Annotated in this window: 33 protein-coding genes and 1 tRNA gene; 12 read left to right on the forward strand and 22 right to left on the reverse strand. The window is 59.6% G+C overall.

All coding sequences use genetic code 11. The features are described from left to right. The first annotated feature begins 45 nt into the window (after nucleotides 1-45). Together AB731_RS08400 and AB731_RS08405 are read left to right on the forward strand one after the other, a co-directional pair. Nucleotides 46-1,461, forward strand: coding sequence for a glutamate ligase domain-containing protein (locus tag AB731_RS08400; protein WP_047093490.1), 1,416 nt, complete (start codon nucleotides 46-48; stop codon nucleotides 1,459-1,461). 43 nt (nucleotides 1,462-1,504) lie between these two features. Then, nucleotides 1,505-1,804, forward strand: a complete 300-nt coding sequence (locus AB731_RS08405) for a hypothetical protein (protein ID WP_047093489.1) — start codon at nucleotides 1,505-1,507, stop codon at nucleotides 1,802-1,804. Nucleotides 1,805-1,816: 12 nt separating this feature from the next. Here AB731_RS08405 and AB731_RS08410 read toward each other — a convergent pair whose 3' ends face one another. Beyond that, on the reverse strand, nucleotides 1,817-2,785 hold the full coding sequence (locus AB731_RS08410) for a DUF808 domain-containing protein (protein WP_047093488.1): 969 nt from the start codon (nucleotides 2,783-2,785) through the stop codon (nucleotides 1,817-1,819). Nucleotides 2,786-3,048: 263 nt separating this feature from the next. Between AB731_RS08410 and rpsF the strand changes: the two genes are divergently transcribed. From rpsF to AB731_RS08430, 4 genes are all read left to right on the forward strand, one after another. Further along, nucleotides 3,049-3,414 carry a 30S ribosomal protein S6 gene (rpsF, locus tag AB731_RS08415; protein ID WP_047093487.1) on the forward strand — a complete coding sequence of 122 codons (366 nt, stop codon included), beginning with the start codon at nucleotides 3,049-3,051 and terminating at the stop codon, nucleotides 3,412-3,414. After that, nucleotides 3,414-3,638, forward strand: a complete 225-nt coding sequence (gene rpsR, locus AB731_RS08420; protein WP_047093486.1) for a 30S ribosomal protein S18 — start codon at nucleotides 3,414-3,416, stop codon at nucleotides 3,636-3,638. Before rpsF ends, rpsR begins: the two co-directional genes overlap by 1 nt. Before the next feature lie 14 nt (nucleotides 3,639-3,652). Next, a complete protein-coding gene (gene rplI / locus AB731_RS08425) occupies nucleotides 3,653-4,306 on the forward strand; it encodes a 50S ribosomal protein L9 (RefSeq protein ID WP_047093485.1) in 654 nt (217 codons plus the stop codon). Between the two features lie 319 nt (nucleotides 4,307-4,625). Further along, on the forward strand, nucleotides 4,626-5,198 hold the full coding sequence (locus AB731_RS08430) for a phosphoribosyl-AMP cyclohydrolase (RefSeq protein WP_052768979.1): 573 nt from the start codon (nucleotides 4,626-4,628) through the stop codon (nucleotides 5,196-5,198). A gap of 151 nt (nucleotides 5,199-5,349) precedes the next feature. Here the strand turns inward: AB731_RS08430 and AB731_RS08435 are convergent, their stop codons facing one another. The 16 genes from AB731_RS08435 to AB731_RS08510 form a co-directional block, all read right to left on the reverse strand. Further along, nucleotides 5,350-6,378, reverse strand: coding sequence for a YncE family protein (locus tag AB731_RS08435; protein WP_047093484.1), 1,029 nt, complete (start codon nucleotides 6,376-6,378; stop codon nucleotides 5,350-5,352). A 45-nt stretch (nucleotides 6,379-6,423) separates the two neighbouring features. Continuing rightward, the gene (locus AB731_RS08440) at nucleotides 6,424-7,182 is read right to left on the reverse strand and encodes an alpha/beta fold hydrolase (RefSeq protein WP_047093483.1); all 759 of its coding nucleotides are present in this window, start codon (nucleotides 7,180-7,182) and stop codon (nucleotides 6,424-6,426) included. A 7-nt stretch (nucleotides 7,183-7,189) separates the two neighbouring features. Next, a complete protein-coding gene (locus tag AB731_RS08445) occupies nucleotides 7,190-7,738 on the reverse strand; it encodes a hypothetical protein (RefSeq protein WP_047093482.1) in 549 nt (182 codons plus the stop codon). 5 nt (nucleotides 7,739-7,743) lie between these two features. Then, on the reverse strand, nucleotides 7,744-8,769 hold the full coding sequence (locus AB731_RS08450) for an aspartate-semialdehyde dehydrogenase (protein WP_047093901.1): 1,026 nt from the start codon (nucleotides 8,767-8,769) through the stop codon (nucleotides 7,744-7,746). A 165-nt stretch (nucleotides 8,770-8,934) separates the two neighbouring features. After that, nucleotides 8,935-9,300 (reverse strand): 50S ribosomal protein L19, encoded by a 366-nt coding sequence (rplS, locus tag AB731_RS08455; protein WP_047093481.1) that lies wholly within the window; start codon nucleotides 9,298-9,300, stop codon nucleotides 8,935-8,937. 12 nt (nucleotides 9,301-9,312) lie between these two features. After that, nucleotides 9,313-10,047, reverse strand: coding sequence for a tRNA (guanosine(37)-N1)-methyltransferase TrmD (gene trmD, locus AB731_RS08460; protein ID WP_047093480.1), 735 nt, complete (start codon nucleotides 10,045-10,047; stop codon nucleotides 9,313-9,315). Further along, nucleotides 10,044-10,412, reverse strand: a complete 369-nt coding sequence (locus tag AB731_RS08465; RefSeq protein WP_047093479.1) for a hypothetical protein — start codon at nucleotides 10,410-10,412, stop codon at nucleotides 10,044-10,046. The genes trmD and AB731_RS08465 overlap by 4 nt, the downstream gene beginning before the upstream one ends. Then, on the reverse strand, nucleotides 10,405-11,361 hold the full coding sequence (locus AB731_RS08470) for a carbon-nitrogen hydrolase family protein (protein WP_047093478.1): 957 nt from the start codon (nucleotides 11,359-11,361) through the stop codon (nucleotides 10,405-10,407). The genes AB731_RS08465 and AB731_RS08470 overlap by 8 nt, the downstream gene beginning before the upstream one ends. A gap of 22 nt (nucleotides 11,362-11,383) precedes the next feature. Then, entirely contained in the window at nucleotides 11,384-12,244 is an 861-nt protein-coding gene (locus AB731_RS08475) for a TIGR04222 domain-containing membrane protein (RefSeq protein WP_052768978.1), read from the reverse strand. Beyond that, nucleotides 12,241-12,777, reverse strand: coding sequence for a glycine-rich domain-containing protein (locus AB731_RS08480; protein ID WP_052768977.1), 537 nt, complete (start codon nucleotides 12,775-12,777; stop codon nucleotides 12,241-12,243). The genes AB731_RS08475 and AB731_RS08480 overlap by 4 nt, the downstream gene beginning before the upstream one ends. Nucleotides 12,778-12,880: 103 nt before the next feature. After that, nucleotides 12,881-13,219 (reverse strand): hypothetical protein, encoded by a 339-nt coding sequence (locus AB731_RS08485; protein ID WP_156167415.1) that lies wholly within the window; start codon nucleotides 13,217-13,219, stop codon nucleotides 12,881-12,883. Next, nucleotides 13,212-13,718 (reverse strand): ribosome maturation factor RimM, encoded by a 507-nt coding sequence (gene rimM, locus AB731_RS08490; RefSeq protein ID WP_047093475.1) that lies wholly within the window; start codon nucleotides 13,716-13,718, stop codon nucleotides 13,212-13,214. The genes AB731_RS08485 and rimM overlap by 8 nt, the downstream gene beginning before the upstream one ends. Nucleotides 13,719-13,723: 5 nt before the next feature. Then, nucleotides 13,724-14,269: a 30S ribosomal protein S16 gene (rpsP, locus tag AB731_RS08495; protein WP_047093474.1), complete on the reverse strand. Its 546-nt coding sequence runs from the start codon at nucleotides 14,267-14,269 to the stop codon at nucleotides 13,724-13,726. Nucleotides 14,270-14,311: 42 nt separating this feature from the next. Beyond that, nucleotides 14,312-15,790: a signal recognition particle protein gene (gene ffh / locus AB731_RS08500; RefSeq protein WP_047093473.1), complete on the reverse strand. Its 1,479-nt coding sequence runs from the start codon at nucleotides 15,788-15,790 to the stop codon at nucleotides 14,312-14,314. Nucleotides 15,791-16,023: 233 nt separating this feature from the next. Then, nucleotides 16,024-16,099 (reverse strand) — tRNA-Ala (locus AB731_RS08505). 100 nt (nucleotides 16,100-16,199) lie between these two features. Beyond that, on the reverse strand, nucleotides 16,200-16,541 hold the full coding sequence (locus AB731_RS08510; protein ID WP_047093899.1) for a TIGR02300 family protein: 342 nt from the start codon (nucleotides 16,539-16,541) through the stop codon (nucleotides 16,200-16,202). A gap of 186 nt (nucleotides 16,542-16,727) precedes the next feature. On the opposite strand from AB731_RS08510, the gene aroA reads away from it, so the two are divergent. From aroA to AB731_RS08530, 4 genes are read left to right on the forward strand one after another with little or no spacing between them, the layout of a single operon-like run. After that, a complete protein-coding gene (gene aroA / locus AB731_RS08515) occupies nucleotides 16,728-18,080 on the forward strand; it encodes a 3-phosphoshikimate 1-carboxyvinyltransferase (RefSeq protein WP_047093472.1) in 1,353 nt (450 codons plus the stop codon). Between the two features lie 37 nt (nucleotides 18,081-18,117). Further along, on the forward strand, nucleotides 18,118-18,570 hold the full coding sequence (locus AB731_RS08520; RefSeq protein WP_047093471.1) for a DUF411 domain-containing protein: 453 nt from the start codon (nucleotides 18,118-18,120) through the stop codon (nucleotides 18,568-18,570). A gap of 3 nt (nucleotides 18,571-18,573) precedes the next feature. Further along, nucleotides 18,574-18,852 (forward strand): CBU_0592 family membrane protein, encoded by a 279-nt coding sequence (locus tag AB731_RS08525; RefSeq protein WP_047093470.1) that lies wholly within the window; start codon nucleotides 18,574-18,576, stop codon nucleotides 18,850-18,852. After that, on the forward strand, nucleotides 18,849-19,484 hold the full coding sequence (locus tag AB731_RS08530) for a (d)CMP kinase (RefSeq protein WP_047093469.1): 636 nt from the start codon (nucleotides 18,849-18,851) through the stop codon (nucleotides 19,482-19,484). The genes AB731_RS08525 and AB731_RS08530 overlap by 4 nt, the downstream gene beginning before the upstream one ends. 3 nt (nucleotides 19,485-19,487) lie before the next feature. Here the strand turns inward: AB731_RS08530 and AB731_RS08535 are convergent, their stop codons facing one another. Further along, the gene (locus AB731_RS08535; RefSeq protein WP_197076221.1) at nucleotides 19,488-19,985 is read right to left on the reverse strand and encodes an Mpo1 family 2-hydroxy fatty acid dioxygenase; all 498 of its coding nucleotides are present in this window, start codon (nucleotides 19,983-19,985) and stop codon (nucleotides 19,488-19,490) included. A 392-nt stretch (nucleotides 19,986-20,377) separates the two neighbouring features. Between AB731_RS08535 and rpsA the strand changes: the two genes are divergently transcribed. Together rpsA and gloB are read left to right on the forward strand one after the other, a co-directional pair. Continuing rightward, nucleotides 20,378-22,111 (forward strand): 30S ribosomal protein S1, encoded by a 1,734-nt coding sequence (gene rpsA, locus AB731_RS08540; protein ID WP_047093467.1) that lies wholly within the window; start codon nucleotides 20,378-20,380, stop codon nucleotides 22,109-22,111. A 112-nt stretch (nucleotides 22,112-22,223) separates the two neighbouring features. Next, the gene (gene gloB / locus AB731_RS08545) at nucleotides 22,224-22,988 is read left to right on the forward strand and encodes a hydroxyacylglutathione hydrolase (RefSeq protein WP_047093466.1); all 765 of its coding nucleotides are present in this window, start codon (nucleotides 22,224-22,226) and stop codon (nucleotides 22,986-22,988) included. Here gloB and AB731_RS08550 read toward each other — a convergent pair. The 4 genes from AB731_RS08550 to AB731_RS08565 all read right to left on the reverse strand — a co-directional run bounded on the left by AB731_RS08550 (nucleotide 22,985) and on the right by AB731_RS08565 (nucleotide 25,056). Further along, a complete protein-coding gene (locus tag AB731_RS08550) occupies nucleotides 22,985-23,545 on the reverse strand; it encodes a PepSY domain-containing protein (protein ID WP_047093465.1) in 561 nt (186 codons plus the stop codon). The genes gloB and AB731_RS08550 overlap by 4 nt on opposite strands. Nucleotides 23,546-23,668: 123 nt before the next feature. Next, entirely contained in the window at nucleotides 23,669-24,268 is a 600-nt protein-coding gene (locus AB731_RS08555) for a F0F1 ATP synthase subunit B family protein (RefSeq protein WP_231638888.1), read from the reverse strand. Then, nucleotides 24,261-24,755 (reverse strand): F0F1 ATP synthase subunit B family protein, encoded by a 495-nt coding sequence (locus tag AB731_RS08560; RefSeq protein WP_047093463.1) that lies wholly within the window; start codon nucleotides 24,753-24,755, stop codon nucleotides 24,261-24,263. The genes AB731_RS08555 and AB731_RS08560 overlap by 8 nt, the downstream gene beginning before the upstream one ends. 76 nt (nucleotides 24,756-24,831) lie before the next feature. Next, nucleotides 24,832-25,056 carry a F0F1 ATP synthase subunit C gene (locus AB731_RS08565; RefSeq protein WP_047093462.1) on the reverse strand — a complete coding sequence of 75 codons (225 nt, stop codon included), beginning with the start codon at nucleotides 25,054-25,056 and terminating at the stop codon, nucleotides 24,832-24,834.

The following is a 25,056-nucleotide window of genomic DNA, read 5'->3' on the forward strand; positions in this document are numbered from 1 at the left end:
AACATCCGCTTCACAAAGTGCCACAGCCAGCATAGGCACATCCCCATGAATGATACGACAAACATCAGCGCGCGGTCCTATTTCTTCTGCGGCATCGGCGGATCGGGAATGCTGCCCCTCGGCCAGATCGTGAAGGGTATGGGCGCCGAAGTCGGGGGATCGGACCGCAGTTTCGACCAAGGCCGCACGCCTGAAAAATTCGCCGCGCTGGAACGGCAGGGTTACGCGCTATTCCCGCAAGACGGCAGCGGGCTGACCTCGGGCGATCAGGTGCTGATTGCCTCGGCGGCGATTGAAGACACTGTACCGGAAATTGCCCGCGCCAAGGAACTGGGCTGTGAACGCCTGACGCGCGCGGAATTGCTCGCGCGCCTGTTCAATGATGCGCCGCAAAGCATCGCCATCGGCGGGACCAGCGGTAAATCGACCACTACCGCGATGCTCGGCTGGATCATGCAGGCGACAGGCCGCGCGCCGACAATCATGAACGGCGCGGTGATGAAGAATTTCGTTTCCGAAGAGCGCCCCTTCGCCAGCGCCGTGGTCGGAGACGGCGAGACATTTGTGAGCGAAGTGGACGAAAGCGACGGCTCCATCGCGCTCTACCGTCCGTCGGTCGCGCTGCTGCTGAATGTCAGCCTCGATCACAAAAGCATGAATGAACTGCGCGAACTGTTCGGCAATTTCCTGTTGGTCGCGGATCGCGGGGTGGTGAATGCAGATGATCTGGAAGCCTTCCGCCTCGTTGCGCAGGCGAACGAGCCGCTGACTTTCGGCATCGACAACAGCTGCGCCGCGCTGGGCATTGCAGAAGGCAGCATTGCCGATGGACCGACCAAACAGGCCGCGCTGGTGGTGGACCGCCGCGATGATAGCGAACATGCGCTGCGCCTTGCCATGCCGGGGCGGCACAATCTCTCCAATGCGCTCGCCGCGATTGCTGCGGCCAATGCTGCTGGCGTTCCGGTGGCGGAAGCTGTGGCCGCGCTGGCAGACTTCAAAGGCCTCGCCCGCCGCTTCGACATTGTTGGCACTTCGGCGAATGGCGTGACGGTAATCGACGATTTCGGCCACAATCCGGAAAAAGCCCGCGCCACACTGCGCACCCTGAAGGCTCACGAGGGCCGCGTGATCGCGTTTTTCCAGCCGCATGGCTACGGCCCTTTGCGCCAAATGGGCGCTGAACTGGCGGAGACTTTTGCTGAAGAACTCGGCCCCGACGATCTGACCATCCTGTGCGATCCGGTATACTTTGGCGGAACGGTGGATCGCAGCGAAGGCAGCGAGCGGATAATCGACCTTATCGCTAAGGCTGGCGGAAAAGCGCTTCATATAAACACCCGCGAAGGCTGCGGCGATTTCATCGTCCAGAACGCGAGGCCGGGCGACCGCATCGCGGTCATGGGCGCGCGCGATGATACTTTGACGGAGTTCGCGGAAAGCCTTTTGCAACGTTTGTAGGCCAATACAGCGTCCAGGACGCACATCAGGAGGGCGCAAACAGGTGCAGAAGAGTTATCGCGAGAGCGGCGTCGGCATGTTCGATGCGGCACCGGGCACCTACGTCGTATCCGCATATTTCGACGATAATCAGGTCGATCTGGTGTACTGCAATGTGCTCGGCTGGCAGGTGGGCAAAGACCGCCGCCTGACCCCCATGTGCCTCGATCACCTGGCGGTGCAGGACGACCCCTGGTTTGTCACACACCCCGATGGCCGGGTTGAAAGCAACGACGGGCGGAGCTGGCCAAACACCGACGCCTGGGTTGAAGAACAGCGCCGCGCAAGGCGGGCCGCAGCCTGAAAACCGGAGGCGTTAATGCGCCGCAGAACCGGCCGCTTCTTCGGTATGCCCAAGGCCGAGGACATTGTGCAGAACAAAAACGATAATTGCGCCGAGCACCAGTCCCACCACTGCCGAAAGACCGGCAAAAGTAAGCCAGCCCAGAACGCCGCCCAGCCCGCCAGCAATTGTTTCCACCCAATGCTGCGCCTGATGGATGGCAGCTTCCGGCAACAGAATGCCAAGCTCGTGCAGGCCATGGATGATTATCCCGCCGCCGACCCACAGCATCGCTACCGTGCCTACAAATGAGAGAGTAGTTAGGAGATGGGGCATCGCGCTCACCAGCGATCGGCCAAAATTGCGCCCCGCTTCAGTTCTGCCCTCTTTGGCAAAGTGCAGTCCGACATCATCCATCTTCACGATCAGCGCCACCGCGCCGTAAACGACCACGGTGATAAGAACGCCAATGATCGCCAGCACGCCTGCGCGTACCAGCAGGCTGTCCGCCGCAACTTCGCTCAGCGTGATGGCCATGATCTCTGCCGACAGGATCAGATCTGTGCGGATGGCACCCTTCACGCGCTTGTCTTCAAACGCGACCGGATCCTCGATCGGACTCTCCAGGTTTTCCCCGTGCTTGGCCCCGCCCAGCTTTTCGAGCACCTTTTCAGCGCCTTCGTAACACAGAAACGCGCCGCCAAGCATAAGGATAGGGATGATCGCCCATGGCAAAAATTCGCTCAGCAGCAGCGCGGCTGGCAGCAGGATGATCAGCTTGTTGAAAAAGCTGCCCTTGGCGATCTTCCATATGATCGGAAGCTCACGCGCCGGTGAAAGCCCGGTGACGTAGGACGGCGTGACCGCAGCATCGTCGATCACAACCCCTGCTGTCTTGGAGCCTGCGCGCCCCGCGGCAGCGGCAATGTCATCCACACTGGCAGAAGCGGCACGGGCGATGATGGACACGTCGTCTAGAAGAGCTGCTAGGCCAGATGGCATGTGGAATATTTCCTGTTTCGCGTGGTATTGGCTCCCTGCCTCGCACGCTCCGGTACTGCAACCCCCTGTTCTTCCGCACCCCCGCCAATCAGCCACTGCACTCAGTCAATGCGCTTGCATTTACGGACATTCCCGCTATGTGCGCTCCTTCCTTGGGAATCAGCGCATCGCGCCCTTCCTGCGGAAAACCCAAGAAAGCCGGAGGGGCCCCGTCATCCGGACGGACAAGCCAGCGATCGGCAGTAACATGAAAGGAAGCGCACATGGCTCTATATGAGCACGTGTTCCTCGCGCGTCAGGATCTGAGCCAGGCTCAGGTAGACGCGCTCGCCACCGGCGCCACGGAAATCGTGGAAGCCAATGGCGGTAAGGTCGTAAAGACCGAGACCTGGGGCCTTAAGTCCCTCGCCTACAAAATTGACCGCAACCGCAAGGCGCATTTTGTCATGCTCAACATCGACGGCCCCGGCACGTTGGTAGCTGAGCTTGAGCGCCAGAACCGCATCAACGAAGATATCATTCGTTGGCTGACGATCGCCGTGGAAGACCACGAAGACGGTCCGTCTGTCATGATGCGCAAGAACGACCGCGACAAGAAGCGCCGTTCCGACCGTGAGGAGCGTAACTGATGGCCCGTCCGTTTTACCGTCGCCGCAAGTCCTGCCCGTTCTCGGGTAAGGAAGCGCCGCAGATCGACTACAAAGACACGCGCCTGCTGCAGGGCTTCATGTCCGAGCGTGGCAAGATCGTGCCAAGCCGTATCACCGCCGTTTCCGGCAAGAAGCAGCGCGAGCTGGCCAAGGCGATCAAGCGCGCCCGCCACTTGGGCCTGCTGCCCTACATCGTTAAGTAAGAGGAGAGACACTCATGGATATCATCCTCCTCGAACGTGTTGGCGGCCTCGGCCAGATCGGTGACGTTGTCACTGTGAAGGACGGATACGCCCGCAACTTCCTGCTCCCGCAGAAGAAGGCCCTTCGCGCCAACGCGGCGAACAAGCAGGTCTTCGATGCCAACCGTGAAAATCTGGAAGCCGAGAACGCCGAGAAGCGTACCGAAGCTGAAAAGCACGGCGAAAAGGTGGCTGGCACCGAAATCGTGTTGCTTCGTGCCGCATCGAACGCTGGTCAGCTGTATGGCTCGGTCAATGTGCGTGACGTCGCTGCTGGTCTGGTCGAAAAGGGCCACGAGATCGACAAGAAGCAGGTCATCATGGGCGCGCCGATCAAGACAATCGGCATGTTTGACGTGACCGTTCGCCTGCACCCGGAAGTCGAAGTCATCGTGAAGGCCAATGTGGCCCGTTCGGACGACGAAGCGGAACTGCAGAGCCAGGGCATCGACGTGATCGCGCAGATGAACGAAGACGAACTCGCAGCTGATGCCCAAGCCGGCTTCCAGCATGAGCTCGACCCCGACCGCGAGCTCGGCGACTTGCCTCCCGCAGAAGATGACGAAGCTTCGGAAGACGCTGCGCCAGAAGGCGAAGCTGCTGAAGGCGAAGAGACCAGCGAAGGCTGATCTCCCGCAATTCGACGCATCAAGATTAAGGGGCGTTGCCAGCGATGGCAGCGCCCCTTTTTCATGTGTTTCGCATTCCCTTCTCCAAGGCAGATCATGAAAATTAAAAAAGATTGGTTTTGTCTGGAACCATTCTTGTTCAGCGGCATTTCCCCTTCGCGTACCGGGCCCCTCTGGCGTTTGCTGCTCTGCAGTTTGCGTGATGTCGGACGTGATCAGAGGGAGCTACCGCAGGACGCGCGTCCAGCACAATTAGGCTCCCTGAATAACAATTCAGTCCCCACGACGGGGGGTAAAGCTTTTTGGAGTTTTTTTGGACATGAACAAGTACTTTGCACTGCCACTGCTCGGCGCCGCTTCTGTTGCTCTGGCTGCTTGCGGCGAAACCGCAACGACCGACACGGCTACGGCCGAAACCGTAAACCCTATCACTGCTGAAGAAGTTACCGCTGCGCAGCAGGCCTGGGGCGAAGGCATTGTGGCAATTGGCGCCGTCAGCACCGAAGGTGGTGACGTGAATGTTGCCGCAACCGACCACATCAATACTTTTTATGGTTACGAAGATGGCATGGAAATCCTTTTCAAGCCGACTTTGGCAGCCGAAGACCAGTTCCGTGGCACTTTTGACGAAGCGCTGAGCTACTTCATCGGTTCCGAAGGCACCGAAGACGGTGGTTTCGCGCTAGCTCCGTACACAGCAGTGCGTTGGGAAAACGAAGGCACGATCATTGATGAAGCTGCCGACACTGCGATGGCCATGGGCAACTACTATTTCACCGGCACCGACGGCAACGAGACCAAGGTGGAATATTCCTTCGGTTACGAGCGAAACGAAGCTGGCGAACTCGTGATCGTACTGCACCACAGCTCGCTGCCGTTCTCGGCCCAGTAAGCATTGGTCCGATAGATAGTGGTCCGGTAAATACTGGACTGCTCGGCATCAGGTAAACCGGCTCCCGCTCTTCCCCCCTCCCCTTCGAGCGGGAAAGCCGGACTAAGCGACCCCCGTCGGCCACCATGGCCGGCGGGGGTCTTCTTTTACTTCAATCAATCACCGCCAGCCCATCCCCGCCCGGTCCTGTCGGCAGGCGGCGCAACACTTCGCCGCTGGCGAAGTCGATCTCGGCAATCATGTCTGTGGCGGTTTCGGCCGCGTAGAGGCGCGTGCCGTCCTGGCTGAATACCAAAGTGACCTGCGCTGCATCGTCGTTGCCTGAAACGATGATGGTGCGGACCGCCTCATTGGTCGCAGTGTGGATGACTGTCAGATCGCCGCCGCCGTAATTAGAGCTGACCACAAAGTCGCCTGAGGGGTGCATGGCAAGTCGAATTGGGACATCGCCCGTGGGCACCTCAGCCTGCACTTCCAGCGTCAAGGGATCGAGACGATACGCGATGCTGTCTGTGTTGGAGGCGACCCACAGGCTTGTCCCATCAGGAGAGATCGCCACTGCCTCTATCTGCTCGCCGATACGTCTGCTGGCAGCCTCGGCGCTGTTTTCGATGTCGTAACGGATCACGTCACCATTGGGGATGATTGTTCCATACGCATAACGCCCGCCGGGATCGACCGCGATCAGATGCGGTCCCGGTGCAAAAGGCGGTCCACCGCGGCCGATTTCCCTGAATGAAACAATGGGAGCAATGGCGCCGCGGTCCATGAATGCCGCGATGACATACAACGATCCGCGCCCCTCTGCTCCGGCAAGCACGCGCCCGTCATCCAGCCAAATTGCCGAATGCACTCGCGCGTTCTCGCCAAGCTGCAGAGGGCCGACTGGAGTGAGGTCGGAGGTCGAAAAAATCTCTACCGAACGCCCGGAATAGCACGCGACCAAAACGAATGACTCGTCCGGCGAGACTGTCAGTTCATGCGGGTTTTCGCACGTATCAGCGCGGTGCGTTTCTTCGCCCGTGGACAAGTCAATCCGTGAAAGGCTTGCCCCGCGTTTGTTGGCGACAAACATCGTGCCAGACACTTCGCCAGAAGGTGACGTCTGCATTTCCGGTTCAGCGCCAGCGCTGCACGCGATCAAGGCAAATGGCGCGGTGATGATTGGCAGGATACGCATGGCAGTTCTCCGAGTGGTACGTGCCCCGTGCAACCTGCCGTAATGTTAGGCCGAAAGAAAGCGCACAATTGCAGCCGAGAGGCCGGGCTGCGTAACGCAGCTCATGTGGTTGCCGGCAATTGTCTCAACGAAAGCATCGGGCAGCGCGTCAGCAAGCCTTTCCGGTGAACCATTGTCACGGTCTTCATCCCCGATCAGCACCATGGTCGGCATTGCAATCGTGGAGAGTTTGGCAGTGTCGATCTGCTCCACACCGCGCGTCAGCAGCAGGCGGGCAGCCACCGGATCAATGCCTTGCGCTTTCATAAAGCTCTTGGCGATAAACGCGGGATCGCCGCGCTCGATCTCGTCATAGCGGTCGATCATGTCGATGAAAAACGCGACCCGCTTTTCCCAATTGGTCAGACCTTCCAGTCCCATGCCACTGATAACCAGCCGGCGCGGTGTTAGGCCTGCAAGGACTGCGCTGATTGATGTGCGCGCGCCAAGCGAGAAGCCGACCAGATCGTAATCCGTGAGGCCCAGCGCTTCCACCACAGCAAATGCATCGCGCACCAGCACGCCCGCCGGATAGGCCTCAGGATCAGTCGGCGCATCGCTGTCGCCGTGTACCCGCCAATCGGGCATGATGCATTCGAAGCCAGCACCAGCCAAAGCCGCAGCGTGGCCGTATTTGATCCAATTGACGTCCGCATTGGAGAAAAGCCCGTGCAGCAAAACCACCGGGCGACCTTCACCCATGCGGTGAATGGCCATCTGCGTGCCGTCGAAACTTTCGATATGGGTGGTAATCAGATCGCTCACCGCAAGATCACCGCGCGATACAATTTTCGCCTGCCCACAGGGCTTCGACAACCGCATCATCGCCTGCCCCGGAGAACACGCCTGAGATGATTTGCTCCCCCTCACCAATAGTAAATTCCTCGCCGAGGGAGCTTTCTTCGACGAGGGAGACAGCGGGATCGGCCAGCATTTCGGCGCGCGTCAGTTGAGGCACATAAGGAGCGGTCGCGTAATAGCCCACGAAGCTGTCGGCGTTAAACGATACGCTGATACCTTCAAAAGATGTGCCATTCAGCCGGCAGTCGGTTTCGCCTTCAACTGCGTCAAAGGTTCCCGTGCTTGCACCGACCACATTGGCCAAAGTCGCTTCGGTCGGAGCGCGCATTGAGCCGAATGGCACGTCAAGTTGCTCAAAACCGTTCTGCGCAGGGATTGTGATCCCTGTCGCCTGCAAATCCAATGTCGCATCTTCCAGCGGCGCGGTCGCTTCCATACCAGCGGCATCGCCCTCAGCTGCAGGCTCCTGAGAACAGGCGGCGAGCGCAAAAAGCGGGAGAGCAAGGTAGGCAAGACGCATGGATTTTATCCCTTTTGCAAGTGTCGGCGGCCAAGCAGTTCTGCGATCTGCACCGCGTTGAGTGCTGCACCTTTACGCAAGTTGTCCGATACGCACCACAGGGTGATGCCGTTTTCAACGGTCGGGTCCTCGCGCACGCGGCTGATGTATGTCGCGCTGTCGCCAGCAGCCTCTGTCGGGGTGACGTAGCCGCCATCTTCACGCTTATCGACCAGCATGATGCCAGGGGCTTCGCGCAGGATATCCTGCGCCTGCTTGGCAGTGATTTCGTTTTCGAATTCGATATTGACCGCTTCGGAATGACCGACAAATACCGGCACCCGTACGCAAGTCGCGTTCATCTTGATCTTCGGGTCGAGGATCTTTTTCGTCTCGACCATCATCTTCCACTCTTCCTTGGTGGAGCCGTCATCCATGAATTCGTCGATATGCGGAATGACGTTGAAAGCGATCTGCTTGGTGAATTTGCGCGGCTCCACACGGTCGCCCACAAAGATGGCGCGGCTCTGCTCGAACAGTTCATCCATCCCCTCTTTCCCGGCACCGGAAACAGATTGATAGGTGGAGACGATGACGCGCTTGATCTTGGCGAAATCATGCAGCGGCTTCAGCGCCACCACCAACTGTGCGGTCGAGCAATTGGGATTGGCGATGATGTTGCGCTTTTTGTATCCGTCGATAGCGTCCGGGTTCACTTCCGGCACGATCAGCGGCACATCCGGGTCCATGCGGTAGAGCGAGCTGTTGTCGATCACTACGCAACCAGCGGCCGCAGCCTTGGGCGCGTATTCCTTGGTCGGGCCGGAGCCTGCCGCAAACAGCGCGATATCCCAGCCGGTGAAGTCGAAATGTTCAAGGCTTTTGCACTTCACCATCTTGCCGGAATCGCCGACTTCAAGCTCCATGCCGATGGATCGCGAACTGGCAACTGCAGCAACTTCGTCCATCGGAAATTCGCGCTCTGCCAGAATGGCGAGCATTTCGCGGCCGACATTCCCGGTCGCTCCGACCACTGCAACTCGGTAACCCATTTCAGTCTTGCTCCATTCCATCCGGTTGGGGCTGCCTAGCGCGCCTGTACACCGGTGCAACCGGAAATCCGGTTGCCATTGTAACGTAATTTATGCTGCAATCAGAAAGGGCGGCCTCCCGATACGGGAAGCCGCCCTTTAATTGTCTCGGTTGCGAGTGTCGCCTTACTTGGAAACGTTATCGCGGCGCTCTGCAATACGGGCGCGCTTGCCAGTGAGGCCGCGCAGGTAATACAGCTTGGCGCGGCGCACGATACCGCGGCGAACCACGGTGATGCTGTCCACGATCGGCGAATACAGCGGAAACACACGTTCCACGCCTTCGCTGAAGCTGATTTTGCGCACTGTGAAGTTGCTGCCCATGCCGCGATTAGAGCGGGCGATGCACACACCTTCGAAATTCTGGATACGCTCACGCGTACCTTCAACGACCTTCACGCCGACACGTACGGTGTCGCCGGGACGGAAATCGGGAATATCTTTCCCGAGGGCTTCGATGGCTTCCGCCTCGAGAGTCTGGAGCAGGTTCATGGCCTGTAAGTCCTACTTTTTACGCTGCACATCAGAGGCAGACTGACCCGGATCGCCACCATGACGTTCCCAAAGATCTGGCCTGCGTGACCGAGTATCATCTTCCGAGCGGGCTTTCCTCCACGCGGCTATCTTCGCATGATCCCCCGATCGCAGCACTTCAGGGATCGTGCGCCCTTCCCATTCCTGAGGTCGGGTATACTGCGGGTATTCCAAAAGGCCGTCCTCGAACGACTCTTCGGTCCCACTAGAAGCCGCGCCCATTACGCGGGGAAGCAGCCGAATGCAAGCATCGAGTATGGCAAGCGCAGCAGGTTCTCCGCCCGAAAGCACGATATCGGCAAGGCTGACCTGCTCGATTTCGGGATGAGCGTCGAAAACGCGCTCGTCAAAGCCTTCGAACCGGCCGCACAGGATGATAACTCCGGGTCCGCTGGCGATCTCCCGAATACGCTCCTGCGTGATCGGCTTCCCGCGCGGCGTCATGGCGAGAATGGGCGTTTTGGGCTGGCGCTGGATCGCATGATCGACCGCCGCGCCCAGCACATCGGCCCGAAGCACCATGCCCGCCCCGCCGCCTGCCGGCGTATCATCGACATTGCGGTGCTTGCCGGCGGCGAAATCGCGGATCTGGATCGTTTCACACGACCACTTCTGCTCCTCCAAAGCGCGGCCCGCGAGCGATACGCGCAAGGGACCGGGGAACATCTCCGGGTAGAGTGTGAGGATGGTGGCGGTGAAGGTCATGGATCAACCCATTCGCCGCGTTCGAGCACAAAAGCAATGTGGCCGAGGGTAAGTCGCTGCTTGTTGCTGGGATAGCTGAACCGGCCTCGAAACGGCCAACTAGCAAGCTGCCATACAAGCATGAATGGGAACAGGAGTGACAAACCCTCATTGAGATCCGCAAATCGCTGCCAAGGCCAATCGGCAACCTGATCGCCGTACCTCTCGGCCAATCTCAGCGCGAAATCGTCAACGTCCTCTCCGCCAATACCCAGATCCTGCATGACAGCAGAAAGTTCAGTCGCATTTGTGCAGCCTTGCCATTCGCGCGCCACCCAAAGCACGTAAGCTAGCGCGCCGTCGCTTTTCGGCGGTGGGTCAATCATGGACCCAATTCACCCCATCCTTCGCCCGCGTATCGACGCTAAGCTCAAACACATCGGGACGCGAGTAGTGGCCGTCGGTATCGAGGCTTGCCAAGCCCTCGTCGCGCGCTGACAGGTCGAGTATCGCGGTGAGGGTTTCCTTGCCCTCGCCCGCTTGCGCAATCACGCCAGCGTCCGGCGCGGCGATTAGCGAGCCGCCTGCATTCAGCACATCGCCCGGTATCGCTTCGAGCAAGTCTTGCGCCTCGGCAGAACCACCGCACCGCTCCAGCCCGTCCAGCACATCATCCTTCGTCTGCACCAGCCCCGCCGCCAGCACGAAGCAGCGGCCTTCCATCGCGTAGTGGCGGCTCGCAATCGCGTAGCTTTCGCGCACGGTCGGCCAAGCGGCCACGTGCACGCTTTCGCCCAGATTGTGCATCGCCGCGCGCGCCAGAGGCATCCAGTGCTCCCAGCAGATGAGCGAGCCGACATTGCCCCACTCGGCCTGATGCACACCCAACGTCGAGCCATCGCCGCGCATCCACACCAGCCGCTCCCCATGTGTGGGCACCAGCTTGCGGTGATCGAGCACCGGCAGGCCGGGGCGGAAGGTCATCTGGTTGTTGTAGAGGCTTTGGCGAACCCGCTCATGCGCGCCGATGGAAATCACCGCTCCGCTTTCATCGCACAGTTCCTGCAACGGCAGCAGCCGCTCATCCCCCGGCACCACGGCCTGCTCCATCAGGATACGGTGCAGCGCCTTGCTGCCCGGATGGTCCCACAGCGCAGCTCCAGGAGCCTCATCCAGCCAAACGGGATATCCGCCCAGAAACGTCTCGCCAAAGGCCACGACTTGCGCGCCGCCCTCCACAGCTTCACGCGCCAGCCGCACGGCCTTGTCGATACCATCGGAAATGGCGAGCGGGACAGGCGCGGCCTGACAGATTGCGACGTTTAGCTTGGTCATGCCAGCCACTTACGCCGAGAGGTCATCCCCCGCAACCGCCGCAGCCTCCGCCACCGCAGCCCGATCCGCCGCCATCGCTGCCGCCGCCATCTCCAGAATCGCCGCCATCCCCGGCATAGCCGCCAACGCCGTTCGCCCCGGCAGCCGCTTTCATTGCGTGCAATTCCGAAAAAGGCGTGCCGACCAGAATGGCCGTACCGAACAGGGCAACGCCCATGCCCATTTCGCTGCCCCGGGGAGCAGCGCGCAGCCGCGACTGCTCTTCATATCGCTGATCAAGCAAGTTCTCGCCTGCTACAGTAAGCGGTGACATTCTGGCGACCCGCACGATCATGACGACGACCGTGACTACCATAAGCGCGACGAGGAAGCCGACGGGCGCACCTTGCAATACGCCGCCCAGCAGACGCCACATGCCAACTGCCAGGATCAGCAGAAACGGGATTGCCGCCATCATCCGCAGGCGGAACCGCTCGCTGTCGTCCATCAACAGACCCTTGCGCACCAGATCAGCATTGATCTTCCGGGCATGGGGTATGATGGCCTTATGCGCCGCCTTCAGACCGAAATCGCCGGTGATGCGTGACACGGCCTTTTCCGGAGCAGTCTCGCCAGCACCTGCCTGCACAGACCACAACTTGCGGTCTGCGGTTACCTTTACTGCATCCGCAGCGATCAGGCTGGCCAGCGTTGCTTCGGTCAGCCGCCGTTCTCCGCCCGCAAGATAGGCGAGTTCTGCTGCATCGTGCGTGGTGGAGGTGCGACCATCAGGCCGAACACGGATCGTAATAAAAATGCTGGCCCCTGCGGATGCTGCAAACAGCAGGACGTAGAACAGCAGGAATTGCCCACCGGAATACCCTGAGAAACTGGTTTCGATCATGCGAAATATGCCCCCAATACTGCAGCCAGTGCCAGCATCGCCATCGCTGCTGATATCGATGGCCACAGCCAGCGCCTATCCATCACGATAGCATCTGCCGGGTTAACGCGAAATGCCAGCGGATCGACATTGAAACGTCTTGCAGCCGGTGGCCAAATGTCTAGCGGCGGAGACTCTCCGAATGTGTCCTCATACGCCTTCAGTGTTTCAGCATATTGATCATAATAGCGGCTGCGCTCGGCTTTTCCGCCAGCAGTCGGGCCGTGGTGCAAATCGCAGCCGAGAATATCCGGGCAAAATCGCTGCCAGTAATCGCGGCTGTAAGTGAGGTGCAGGTGCCATGCCTGATCTACAGCGTCGGAGGGTGTGACCTGCCGCCCGGCCATTACGGCCAGAAAACAGAAGCGCTTGTATTCGCTGATGACCCGCGCGGCAAAATCGGGTGGCCAGCGGTTCTCGCGGGCAAGGCGGTGCTCGAAGGAGAATGTCGCGGTGGCCGGGCCGATGGCGTAGCTGGAAAGCCGCTCGCGCATTTCCAGAAGAGCTCTTTTTTTTTTTCTGCTGCGGAATTCTGGTCGATCATCGGGAAAGGTTAGGCAAGCGCTGGTCCTGGCGCAATCGCGGCGATTCTCCCGGTCAGGAGAAGACTTCCGGATTCACGCGGCCGTCATCACCGATCTTGCGGGAAAGAATATAGGCGCCGGGCAAGGAAACAAGCGTGCCGAAGGCGAAGCATATTGCCAGAACAAATGCCCCTATGGCGACGCCTTCCCCAAGGTCTCCAAGATTGGTCACACTGCCGGACAACATCGCCAGGCAAGCCAATCCCGTGCTCAGCGCCCCGGTGAACGCGCGTTTCATCACACCTTGGGAGTTTCGCCAGAAATACACCGCCGCGACGACCCCTGCTGCAAAACCGTTCAATATCACAATGAACACCGCAACCGCGATCAGCCCAACGAGCATGCTACTCATCGACAAAATCCGCATTCACGACGATGTGCGTGGCATCCCACTTCGGCACGGCATCAGCGCGCATGGGGACCATGAAGGTCTTGGCCTTCTGCCCTTCCACGGCGGGTCGCTTGATTTCGATTACGTCGCCGGCGCCGAAATCATCCACCGCGATCACTTCGCCCAGCACTTCGCCTGTGCTCGACACAGCGGCAAGGCCCAGCAGATCGGCGTGGTAATACTCACCCTCAGCCAGTGGCGGGAGCGCGGAGCGGGGGACGGTGAGCACAGTGCCGCGCAGTTTTTCAGCCGCGGTGCGATCAGGGATTTCTTCAAAGCGGGCAACTGCACCGCCCTTGTTGTCGTCCCGCACCTTTTTCAAATTGAAAGCGCCGTTATTGAAGCTTTTGTGCGGTTTGAAGGTCGCCAGACCCTCTCCGAACAGCTTCAGACGGACTTCGCCCGCCACGCCATGCGCACCAGCGATGGCGGCCAGCGTGACGGGCTTGTCCTGTTCCAAGGGGATCAGCCCTCGGTCTTATCTTCGGCAGGAGCTTCCTCGGCGGGAGCTTCTTCCTTGGCTTCTTCGGCTGGGGCTTCTGCAGCGGCAGCTTCCTCAGCAGGAGCGGCTTCCTCAGTTGCAGCTTCTTCAGCCGGAGCTTCTTCCATGGGAGCAGGAGCGGCAGCAGCGGCCTTCGCTTCTTCTTCAGCAGCCTTCTTGGCTTCCTCGGCTTCAGCGGCCTTCGTCGCCTTTTCTTCAGCACGTTCCGTGGCGGCTTCGCCCGGCTTTGCCTTGTTGGGGTTATTGCGTGCAGGACGTTCCATGATGCCGGCAGCGTCGAGGAAACGCAGTACACGGTCGCTTGGCTGTGCGCCAACGCCCAGCCAGTAACGGATGCGGTCTTCGATCAGCGTAACGCGCTTTTCATCGTCCTTGGCGAGCAGCGGGTTATATGTGCCCAGCTGTTCCAGATACTTGCCGTCACGTGCACGGCGGCTGTCAGCAGCCACGATGCGATAGTATGGGCGCTTCTTTGCGCCGCCACGGGAGAGGCGAATTGCAATTGCCATTTTAGATTACCTTTCGAGTATATATAATTGAATTAAATCGGATTATTTCTTGTTCAACAAATTCTGAATGTCCTGCGGCATGCCGCCCATTCCGCCGCCCATGCCGCCTCCGGGCAGCCCTGGCATTCCGCCGCCACCGCCGCCCGGCATTCCGGGCATCCCGCCACCGCCGCCGAACATGGCAGCAAGGCCTTTAATGCCGCCCATCTTCTTGATCTGCTTCATCGCGCGGCCCATTTCCTGATGCATCTTGAGGATCTTGTTGACCTCCTGCACCGATGTGCCGCTGCCCGCTGCAACGCGCTTTTTCCGCTTGGCATTGAGCAATTGCGGATGCGTACGCTCTTTCTTCGTCATGGAGCCGATGATGGCGTCCATATGCGTCAGCACCTTGTCGTCCATATCGGCATTGGCCATCGCAGCCTTCGCCTTCTTCATGCCCGGCATCATGCCAGCCAACATGCCCAGTCCGCCCATATTCTGCATCTGCTGAAGCTGTTTGCGCAGGTCGTTCATGTCGAACTTGCCCGCCATCATCTTCTGGGCGAGCTCTTCCGCGTCCTCCGCGTTGATCGTTTCGGCGGCCTTTTCGACCAGCGATACGACATCACCCATGCCCAGGATGCGGTCGGCAACGCGTGCCGGATGGAACAGCTCTATCGCGTCAAGCTTTTCGCCGGTACCGGCAAACTTGATAGGCTTGCCCGTAACCGCACGCATCGAAAGCGCCGCACCGCCGCGTGCATCACCGTCCATACGGGTAAGCACAACACCGGTCAGCGGGACTTCGTTGCTGAAATTCTGTGCGACATTGACCGCATCCTGACCTGTCAGGCTGTCCACGACCAGAAGGACCTCAGCGGGGTCTGAAACGCCCGCAACGGCCTTCATCTCGGCCATCAAGGCTTCATCTACATGCAGGCGGCCAGCGGTATCGAGCAACAGCACATCGACATTCTGGAGCTTCGCAGCTTCCAGCGCGCGGCGGGCAATATCAACAGGCTGCTGGCCCTGAACGATGGGCAGCGTTGCAACACCGGCCTGCTCACCCAGAATGGCGAGCTGTTCCTGCGCTGCCGGACGGTTCACATCGAGCGAAGCCATCAACGGTTTCTTGCCCTGCTTGTCTTTCAGGAGCTTTGCGATCTTGGCCGTGCTGGTGGTCTTACCCGAACCCTGCAGGCCGACCATCATGATGACGGCGGGCGGCTTTACATCGAGATTAAGCGGCGTTGCGTCACCGGCCCCCTCGTGCTCGCCGCCAAGCATGGTAATCAGTTCGTCATTGACGATCTTGATGACCTGCTGGCCCGGCGTCACCGATTTGAGCACTTCCTGCCCAATGGCGCGCTCCGTCACGCGTTCGATAAAGTCGCGGGCGACCTGCAGCGCCACATCGGCTTCGAGCAACGCGACACGCACTTCGCGCATGGCATCGCGCACATCCTGTTCGCCCAGCGCCCCGCGGCCGCGCAGGCGGCTGAAGACATTGTTCAAACGATCAGACAGCGTATCAAACATGCGCGTCTCACTCCTCAATCTGACATCCCGCTACCCGATATGGGTGCGCCTACGCCATTTGTCAGGTCGCATCCCGAACCGAAAAAGTGGTGCCCACCTTATTCTGGGATACTCCCAAATGCCAAAAACGCCGGCGGACGAAACCTCGTCAGCCAGCGGGAGCCACCAATTGTCAGGGGCCCGGTCAAAAATGTTGTCCTGCAGGGGTGCAGAACAGAAATCCTGTATTTCGATGGTGGAGCCTAGCGGGATCGAACCGCTGACCTCAACACTGCCAGTGTTGCGCTCTCCCAGCTGAGCTAAGGCCCCGTATCCATCGATTTCGCCATCATACCGGATGGCTATCCGACTGCAAAGCAATCGGGAGGCAGCCCTTTATTAAGGGGCTGCCTCCAACGCAAGTGCTAAATCAACTCTCGACTTCGTCACCGTCGTTCTTGGTCGCGTCGACGCCAAGGTCGTCGTCAGTGTCCAGATCGACGTCAGCATCAGGCGAAACATTGTCATCATCGACGTCAATATCGTCCAGATCATCATCGCCGAGATCGGAATCGCTATCCTTGTCCTTATCGTCTTTCTTCTTGTCGCCCTGCTCATCGAACGGGATCGGCTGCTTGGACTTGAGAACAGGCTCAGGCGTCCATTCGTTGCCGCATTCGATGCAGGTGACCGGGTCTTCCTGACCAAGATCGTAAAAGCGGATACCGCATTTGGGGCAAGTACGCTTGGTGCCCCATTCTGGCTTGACCATCATGTATGTCCTTAAACTCGTCCCGGCCATGCAGAAGGCGTGGCCGGGGAAATTCGTATGCGTTCCGCCAAGGAGCGGAATCACAAGCGGGCGCGCCTTGCCATAGGGCTATCGCGCTGTCAAAGCCGCGCCTGTTATTCATAGCACTGAACGTCATAGCCCAGATTGCCATAACTAGGTAGCCGCGTGAACCATTCCAACCCGCCCTCGCCCAAACGCTTTGCCTCCGCAGGACCGCTGACTGGCCAAATCGCTGTCCCTGGTGACAAATCAATCAGCCATCGCTCGCTGATGCTCGGCGCGCTGGCTGTCGGGGAAACGCGCGTCACAGGTCTGCTGGAAGGCGAGGACGTGCTGGCCACGGCCGCCGCGATGCGGGCGATGGGCGCGACTATTGCACGCGAGAATGACGGCACGTGGAGCATTCACGGCGTCGGTGTCGGCTCTTTGCTCCAGCCGAACCAGGCTCTCGCCATGGGCAATAGCGGCACCAGCACACGATTGCTTATGGGACTTGTGGCAAGCCACCCCATCAGTGCAATGTTTACCGGCGATGCCAGCCTGTCAGGGCGCCCGATGGGCCGTGTGATCACTCCGCTGAGCGAAATGGGTGCGAGCTTCGAGGCATCGCAGGGCGGCACGCTTCCCTTGATGCTGCGCGGCATTTCTCCTGCGGTGCCGATCACCTACCGCCTGCCTGTCGCCAGCGCGCAGGTAAAAAGCGCTGTGCTGCTCGCCGGATTGAACACAGCAGGCATATCGACCGTAATCGAGCCTGTACCAACGCGCGACCATTCCGAACGAATGCTGCGCGGGTTCGGCGCAAAGCTGGAAGTGGGCGAGGAAAAAGGAGCCAACGGACTTGAACGCGTGATCCGCATTCACGGTGAGGCGGACTTGCAACCCCAAACCATTACCGTGCCGGGCGATCCCTCCAGCGCCGCCTTCTTCACCGTGGCCGCGCTGCTGGTGCCCGGCAGCGACCTCATTATCCAGAACGTCGGGCTCAACCCCACTCGCGCCGCGCTGTTCGATGTGCTGCGCGATATGGGCGGGAGCATTGAGGAACTGGACCGGCGCGAAGTCGGCGGAGAGCCGGTGGCAGATCTGCGCGTGCAGCATTCGGCACTGACAGGCATCGAAGTAGATCCAGCCGTCGTTCCGGCGATGGTCGATGAATTTCCCATCCTGTTCGTCGCCGCCAGTCTTGCGCAAGGGACTACGGTAACGCGCGGACTGGAAGAATTGCGGGTGAAGGAAAGTGATCGGTTGGCCGCAATGGCCAGTGCACTGATCCTCGCAGGCGCCAAGGTCGAAGAATATGGCGACGGCTTGGTGATACAGGGCACCGGCGGTGACCCCCTGCCGGGCACCGCGGACGGCACTGCCATTGCCACGCACCTGGACCACCGTATCGCAATGAGCATGGCCGTCGCAGGGCTTGCCAGCGAAAACGGGGTGAAAATTGATGATACCGCGCCGATTGCAACAAGCTTTCCAACGTTTGAGGCACTGCTCGACAGCGCGAGCGCACAGTGACAAAAGACTTGCGAGCCAAATGCCCGGAGACAATTCGATGACCCTTCGCTCTATCCGCAGCTCTCTTGCACCTGCCCTGCTGATGCTGGCTGCCTGTTCAAGTGCCGTGCAAGCGGCAACATATCAGATGTTCCGCGATCCCAATTGCGGCTGCTGCGAGCTGTGGGCAGACCACGTTCGCACAGAGGCGGCTACCGAAATCGTCGAAACCGTCACCAGCGATATGGCCCTGGTCAAGACATCGAACGGCGTACCGCCGGATCTGTGGAGCTGCCACACGATGATCGTCGATGGCTATGTGATCGAAGGCCACGTGCCCGCCGCCGATATCGAGCGGCTGCTTGCGGAACGCCCGGAAGGCGTGCGCGGGCTTGCCGTGCCGGGAATGCCGGTTGGATCACCGGGGATGGAAATGGGGGATCGCACGCAGCCCTATCAGGTCATTGCGTTTGGTGATGCGGGCCTCAGCGTCTTTGCGACTTACGAATAGCGCGTGAATACTCCGCTCGACCTGTATTCGATCATCGGATTTTTCGGTACGGCCTGCATCATCGGCGCGTATTTCTACCTGACTGCGGTGGAGAAGCCGAACCCCTGGGTTCTGCACGGCACCAATCTGGCAGGCGCTGGATTGCTGACTGTATCGCTTCTCGTCCACACCAATTGGCCCAGCCTTGTGCTGGAAGGATTCTGGGCAGCGATTGCTGTGTGGGGCCTCAGCAAGGCGCTGCTCAAGAAAAGGCGAACAGAGCCGGAGGAAAGCGAAGCATGATTATCGCCGTCGATGGACCCACCGCCAGCGGGAAAGGCACCATTGCGAAGGCGCTTGCGGCGCACTTCGGACTGCCGCATCTCGACACCGGGCTGCTGTACCGCGCCGTGGGGAAGCAGGTCGTACAGGCCGGGGGCGATCCGGATTCGCCCGCGGATGCCCTCGCGGCCACCGAATTTCCCGACAGCCTACTGGACGATCCCGACTTGCGCAATGAAGTGACTGGCAGCCTTGCCAGCCGTGTTTCGATACACCCGGCAGTGCGTCAGGCCTTGTTTGCCCGCCAGCGCAGCTTCGCCACACAGGCAGGCGGTGCAGTTCTGGATGGGCGCGATATAGGCACGGTGATCGCACCTGAAGCTCAAGTGAAGCTTTATGTGACGGCCAGCGTGGAAGTCCGCGCGCAGCGGCGCTGTGCCGAAATGCGGGATGCGGGCCGCGAAGTTTCTCTTGATGAAATGATGGCCGATCTCGCTGCCCGCGATGAACGTGACACCAACCGCAACGATGCTCCGCTGATGGTCGCGCCCGATGCACTGCTGATTGATACGACTTCGCTTGGCAAGGATGCTGCTATTGCCGCCGCAGTTGACGCGGTTAACAGTGCAACAGGGCAGCAGCCCTGCCCTTAACGGTCAGCTGGCAGCCAGCCCCTCGACTTCGCGTTTGAGATCCCTGAACATGCCCAGCGCGAACAAAGCCTCGGCTACTACGAAAATCGGACCCACCAAAAGCCCGCGCAAATCGTCCACGAATGCAGGCTTGCGGCCTTCATAATGGTGGCCGAGGAACTGGAATGCCCAGCCCACCACGAACAGGCCGATACCGCCGCCAAGCCATGCCATGACCGAAATGCCGGCGATTAACTTGCCCAGTGAAATGAACACGGCGAGCAGCATGGTCATCAGCAGGCCGAACTTGAAATCGAGCTGGATGTACCAGAACGCCGCGAAGGCGCTGGCGACCATGGCGGGGGTTAACGCTACGCCAAGCAGCGGGATGTCGAAAATGGGCCTCGACAGCAACACCATCATCGCCAACACAATCATCGGAACACCAACCGCATGGGTCAACACATTGCGGTGATCGCGGTGGTATTCGCCGTATTTGGCAAGGTGCTGGGCAAGGGTCATCAAACTTCTCCTTAATCCCATTGTCGGACAAACAAGCGGGCGGTTCAAGGGGGCACTCCCGCGTTGACTGCCCTTACGCCGTGCTCGCCTTGCCCCAATTCGCTTGCCTTTCGCAGGCATTTCGCCTAGCCGCACGCCCGTTCGACGGACAGAATACATGTTCGCAAATGACAAACCAGCATGGCCGGGTTTCCTCCCCGGGCGCAACGCCGCCCTAACCTGCTGTTTTTGTTCTTCGCGTGATGGCCTGTTCCAAGGGCGCCTTTGCGGCATGAGGCCGCTTTGGCAGTTCGGCCTTTTGGCCCATCTTCCGCAATCCCGCGAAAGGTGGAGACAAGACCCCCAGATACACTGGGTGGCCGGTCAAAACGTGAAGTAGGACTATTAACCACATGGCAACTAGCGCCAATCCGACCCGCGACGATTTCGCGGCAATGCTTGATGAACAACTTGGTGGGGCCGATGGCGGCTTCGAAGGCCGGGTTGTAAAGGGCACCGTCACTGCCATAGAAAATGGCATGGCAATCATCGATGTCGGCCTCAAATCCGAAGGCCGCGTCAATCTCAAAGAATTCGAACGTGGCGAAGGCGACCAGGATCTGGCCGTCGGCAGCGAAGTTGAAGTGTTTGTCGACCGTGTCGAAAACGCCGACGGCGAAGCCATGCTCAGCCGTGACCGCGCCCGCCGCGAAGCCGCTTGGGACAAGCTGGAAAGCGAATTTGGCGAAAGCGCCCGCGTTGAAGGCCGCATCTTCGGCCGCGTCAAAGGCGGCTTCACTGTCGATCTTGACGGCGCCGTGGCCTTCCTGCCCGGATCGCAGGTTGATATCCGCCCTGTGCGCGATGTCACCCCGCTGATGGACATGCCGCAGCCTTTCCAGATCTTGAAAATGGACCGTCGCCGCGGCAACATCGTTGTATCGCGCCGCGCCGTGCTGGAAGAAACCCGCGCAGAACAGCGCAGCGAATTGATCGACAAGCTGGCCGAAAACCAGATCACCGAAGGCGTGGTCAAGAACATCACCGATTACGGTGCGTTCGTGGATCTCGGCGGTATCGACGGCCTGCTGCATGTCACCGACATGAGCTACAAGCGCGTCAATCACCCCAGCGAAGTGATCGAAATCGGCCAGACCGTGACCGTACAGATCATCCGCATCAATGCCGAAACACAGCGTATTTCGCTCGGCATGAAGCAGCTGGAAAGCGATCCGTGGGAAGGCGTCGGCGCCAAGTATCCGGTTGGCATCAAGGTCAGCGGCCAGGTCACGAACATCACCGAATATGGTGCATTCGTAGAATTGGAAGCTGGCATCGAAGGCCTCGTCCACGTTTCCGAAATGAGCTGGACCAAGAAGAACGTCCACCCGGGCAAGATCGTTTCGACGAGCCAGGAAGTGGAAGTCATGGTTCTGGAAGTGGATGCCGAAAAGCGTCGCATCAGCCTTGGCCTCAAGCAGGCCCAGCGCAATCCATGGGAAGAATTCGTCGAAGGTCACCCAATCGGCTCGACCGTCACCGGCGAAGTCAAGAACGCGACCGAATTCGGTCTGTTCATCGGCCTGCCAGGCGATGTGGACGGCATGGTTCACATGTCCGACATCGCATGGGGCATTTCGGGTGAAGACGCGCTGGCACTGCACCGTAAGGGTGAAGAAGTGCAGGCCGTGGTTCTCGATATCGACGTCGACAAGGAACGCATCAGCCTGGGCATGAAGCAGCTTGAAAAGGGTGCTCCTGCAGAAGGCGGCGTAGAGGGCAGCCTGAAGCGCGGCGAAGTCGTTACCGTTACCGTCCTCGAAGTTCGCGATGGCGGCCTCGAAGTGCAGGTTGGCGAAGATGGCGCAACCGGCTTCATCAAGCGTTCCGACCTTGGCCGTGACCGTGACGAACAGCGTCCCGATCGCTTCCAGGCCGGTCAGAAGATCGATGCCATGGTTACCGGTTTCGACCGTTCGAAGAAGCCTAACTTCTCCATCAAGGCGCATCAGATCGCTGAAGAGAAGGAAGCTGTGGCACAGTTCGGCTCGGCCGACAGCGGCGCATCGCTCGGGGACATCCTCGGCGCAGCGCTGAAGAAGGACGAAAAGGCTGCCAAGGCTGATAAGGACGCCGACAAGGAGTAATCCTCCTTTAGTCCTAATCTAAGAACAAAGGCCCGCTTGCCACTCCGGCAGGCGGGCCTTTCTTGTAACTGCAGGGCTTTTCTGGATTGGCTGAACGTGTAGTCTATCGCCCATGACCATTTCCGTTCACCAATTTCCGTGTCTGCAGGACAATTACGGTTTTCTGCTGCATGACAGTGAAAGCGGTGAGACCGCCTGTATCGACACGCCCGATGGCGAGGAATATCTGAAACAGGCGCAGGCCAAGCGCTGGCAGATTACGGCGATCTGGAACACCCACTGGCACCCCGATCATGCGGGCGGGAATGAAGTGATCAAGGCGGCCACGGGCTGCAAGATCATTGCACCACAGGAAGTGGAACGAATTTCACCTATCGATCGAATCGTCGGCCACGGTGACGTGGTATTGCTCGGCGCGCACAAGGCTGATGTGATTGATGTCGGCGGGCACACGACCGGCCACATCGCCTATCATCTTGCAGACCAGTCACTCGCGTTCGTTGGTGATGCTGTCTTCGCGCTAGGTTGTGGCCGCATGTTTGAAGGCACAGCCGAACAGTTCTGGGCCAGCCTGGAACGGATCAGAGAGCTACCAGCCGAAACGCTGCTGTATTGCGCGCATGAATACACCAGCGCGAATGCAGGTTTTGCGGTCCATGCCGACCCGGACAATTCCGCCTTGCAAGCCTATGCCGCCTGGGTGGATGAGAAGCGCGCGCACGGAGAAGCGACCGTGCCCACAACGCTGGCGCGCGAGCTGGAGAGCAATCCCTTCCTGCGCGCGGACGATCCCGCGATGATCGCGCGCTGGGGCGGAAGTCAGCCGCATGAAACCTTCGCCGCGCTGCGTGCCGCAAAGGATTCGTTCAGGGCCTAACCCGCCAGCACGAAGCCTACGAATGCCACTGCGCCAACTGCGCTGCTGGCAACAGTGATGCGGCGCAATGCCTTCACCTGAAGGCCCATAACCACACCGCTAGCGACCAGCAGGAACAGGACAGCGGCAAGCATGGTCGCGTAAATCTTGAACCAGACGCTTCCCTTGGCCTTATGCAATTGCACCAGCCAGCGGTGCAGTGTGGCTTCTTTCACGGCAACTTCGGCAACCATCGGATCATCAGCGGCGCTGACGGTGGCTTCGCTGCGCGCTCCGGTCCAGCTTAGGGCCTGATCCGCACCTTCTCCGTCTACGCTGAGCGATCCACTCGGTTCAGGCAGGTCCGCCGCAGCAAGACCCGCCAGAGCAGCAGCGCGAAGACCGGCCTCGTCCTGTGCTTCATAAGGCTGCTGGAGCGAAACCAGTTGCGTGCTTTCACGCCATTCGCCTTTGTTGCCCCACGTATAAAGACCCCCGGTGATGAGGAACATCAACACGGCTGGGAACATGAAGGCAGCAGCAACCAAATGGAGCTTTGTAAGCAGAGCGCGGTTCATTTGTAATCCTTATTGCGATTTAATCGCATTAGCATTCGCGGTGGGAATGCCAACAAAAAAGCGCACCGCATCTATCTGAATGCGGTGCGCTTTTTGGATGTTGGTTTTTAAGTCGTTCCGCGATCAGATCTGACCGATCACCTCGTCTGCTAGCGCGCGGTCAGCGGCGGCATCGTGATTGACAGCGATCAGCTTTGCAGCCGCAGCGGTGGAGGCGTCGGCAGCGCGGGCGCGAAGCTCGTCAACGGCCTGACGTTCTGCCGCAGAGATTTTGTCCTGCGCCATGCGTTCACGCCGGGCGATCATTGCGGTGGTATCGTCCTTTGCCTTTGCGACAATGCCGTCAGCTTCGCGCTGGGCATTTTCCAGCATTGCTTCGGCGTCTTTTTCGGCACCGGCGATCTTGGCAGCGTACTCTGCACGAAGGGTCTCAGCTTCGGCGCGCAACGCCTTCGCTTCGTCCAGATTGTCGCGAATGGCCTTGATCTTGTTGTCGAGTCCGCCAGCAATGGTCTTGTGGACCTTGGCACCAGCAAACGCGATGATCAACAGGACCAGCATCGCGATGGACACCCACTGATATGGCTCCATGCCCATCAAAGTCGGTTCAAGATGCTCGCCTGCCTGACCATCCTCGATCGTAACGGCGAGATTTTCCTGCGCCGCATCGGTCGCAATAACTTCGGGTAGTCCGTTGCCGGACATGCTTTGAGGATTAGCCACGGCGCATAGCCTCCTTGACGGCGGACTTGGCAGCGGTCTTGGTGACGCTGACATTGGCTAGGCGAGCAGCAATATCCTGAGCGGCTTCGGCTGCTACTGTTTCGATTTCCGCAGCGGCCTCGGCGCGGCTTGCATTGATGCGCGCTTCTGCCTCTTCCAACTGCGTATCAATCACGGCCTGAACCTTTGCCAGCTTGGTTTCAGTGGACTTTTGCGCCTTGGCCTTGGCCTTGCCCACAAGATCCTGCGCTGCTTCACGGTTGGCGTTTTCACGCATCCGCCAGGCTTCCTCTGCCTGATCCGCCGCATCGCGGGCAGACTGGGCAGCAGCAAGGTCGCTGGCGATCTGCGCATCACGCATGCCGACAGTATCCATCACCCGGGGCAGCATGCCCTTACCGATGACGAAAAACACGAAGCCGAACGTGATCAGCAGCCAGAACAGCTGGCTGGACCAAATCTCGGCAATTTGAGCTATCTGAGGCATGGACGGATTCCGCCTATTGGCAACAAGTCAGGTCATGGACCGGCCAGACGCGAACCGCCTGGCCGATCAATGTCGATTAAACGAAGAGGATGATCATCGCCACAACGAACGCCAGCAGGCCGAGAAGCTCGGCAGCGGCGAAGCCGATGAACAGACGGCCCTGCTGGCTGTCTGCAGCGCCGGGGTTGCGCAATGCGCTTTCGAGGAACGAACCGAACACGTTACCCACGCCCAGTGCGGCCATGCCAGCACCGATTGCAGCGAGACCGGCACCAACCATCTTGGCAGCTTCGAGATCCAT

The organism is Aurantiacibacter marinus (genome assembly GCF_001021555.1).
Classification (GTDB): domain Bacteria; phylum Pseudomonadota; class Alphaproteobacteria; order Sphingomonadales; family Sphingomonadaceae; genus Alteraurantiacibacter; species Alteraurantiacibacter marinus.

Coding starts and splice junctions, on each gene's coding strand:
- AB731_RS08400 (WP_047093490.1), top strand. CDS start 46: ATGAATGATACGACAAACATCAGCGCGCGGTCCTATTTCTTCTGCGGC.
- AB731_RS08410 (WP_047093488.1), bottom strand. CDS start 2,785: ATGCCATCTGGCCTAGCAGCTCTTCTAGACGACGTGTCCATCATCGCC.
- rpsF (WP_047093487.1), top strand. CDS start 3,049: ATGGCTCTATATGAGCACGTGTTCCTCGCGCGTCAGGATCTGAGCCAG.
- rpsR (WP_047093486.1), top strand. CDS start 3,414: ATGGCCCGTCCGTTTTACCGTCGCCGCAAGTCCTGCCCGTTCTCGGGT.
- rplI (WP_047093485.1), top strand. CDS start 3,653: ATGGATATCATCCTCCTCGAACGTGTTGGCGGCCTCGGCCAGATCGGT.
- AB731_RS08430 (WP_052768979.1), top strand. CDS start 4,626: ATGAACAAGTACTTTGCACTGCCACTGCTCGGCGCCGCTTCTGTTGCT.
- AB731_RS08435 (WP_047093484.1), bottom strand. CDS start 6,378: ATGCGTATCCTGCCAATCATCACCGCGCCATTTGCCTTGATCGCGTGC.
- AB731_RS08445 (WP_047093482.1), bottom strand. CDS start 7,738: ATGCGTCTTGCCTACCTTGCTCTCCCGCTTTTTGCGCTCGCCGCCTGT.
- AB731_RS08450 (WP_047093901.1), bottom strand. CDS start 8,769: ATGGGTTACCGAGTTGCAGTGGTCGGAGCGACCGGGAATGTCGGCCGC.
- rplS (WP_047093481.1), bottom strand. CDS start 9,300: ATGAACCTGCTCCAGACTCTCGAGGCGGAAGCCATCGAAGCCCTCGGG.
- trmD (WP_047093480.1), bottom strand. CDS start 10,047: ATGACCTTCACCGCCACCATCCTCACACTCTACCCGGAGATGTTCCCC.
- AB731_RS08465 (WP_047093479.1), bottom strand. CDS start 10,412: ATGATTGACCCACCGCCGAAAAGCGACGGCGCGCTAGCTTACGTGCTT.
- AB731_RS08470 (WP_047093478.1), bottom strand. CDS start 11,361: ATGACCAAGCTAAACGTCGCAATCTGTCAGGCCGCGCCTGTCCCGCTC.
- AB731_RS08475 (WP_052768978.1), bottom strand. CDS start 12,244: ATGATCGAAACCAGTTTCTCAGGGTATTCCGGTGGGCAATTCCTGCTG.
- AB731_RS08480 (WP_052768977.1), bottom strand. CDS start 12,777: ATGCGCGAGCGGCTTTCCAGCTACGCCATCGGCCCGGCCACCGCGACA.
- AB731_RS08485 (WP_156167415.1), bottom strand. CDS start 13,219: ATGAGTAGCATGCTCGTTGGGCTGATCGCGGTTGCGGTGTTCATTGTG.
- rpsP (WP_047093474.1), bottom strand. CDS start 14,269: ATGGCAATTGCAATTCGCCTCTCCCGTGGCGGCGCAAAGAAGCGCCCA.
- ffh (WP_047093473.1), bottom strand. CDS start 15,790: ATGTTTGATACGCTGTCTGATCGTTTGAACAATGTCTTCAGCCGCCTG.
- AB731_RS08510 (WP_047093899.1), bottom strand. CDS start 16,541: ATGGTCAAGCCAGAATGGGGCACCAAGCGTACTTGCCCCAAATGCGGT.
- AB731_RS08520 (WP_047093471.1), top strand. CDS start 18,118: ATGACCCTTCGCTCTATCCGCAGCTCTCTTGCACCTGCCCTGCTGATG.
- AB731_RS08530 (WP_047093469.1), top strand. CDS start 18,849: ATGATTATCGCCGTCGATGGACCCACCGCCAGCGGGAAAGGCACCATT.
- AB731_RS08535 (WP_197076221.1), bottom strand. CDS start 19,985: ATGACCCTTGCCCAGCACCTTGCCAAATACGGCGAATACCACCGCGAT.
- rpsA (WP_047093467.1), top strand. CDS start 20,378: ATGGCAACTAGCGCCAATCCGACCCGCGACGATTTCGCGGCAATGCTT.
- gloB (WP_047093466.1), top strand. CDS start 22,224: ATGACCATTTCCGTTCACCAATTTCCGTGTCTGCAGGACAATTACGGT.
- AB731_RS08550 (WP_047093465.1), bottom strand. CDS start 23,545: ATGAACCGCGCTCTGCTTACAAAGCTCCATTTGGTTGCTGCTGCCTTC.
- AB731_RS08560 (WP_047093463.1), bottom strand. CDS start 24,755: ATGCCTCAGATAGCTCAAATTGCCGAGATTTGGTCCAGCCAGCTGTTC.
- AB731_RS08565 (WP_047093462.1), bottom strand. CDS start 25,056: ATGGATCTCGAAGCTGCCAAGATGGTTGGTGCCGGTCTCGCTGCAATC.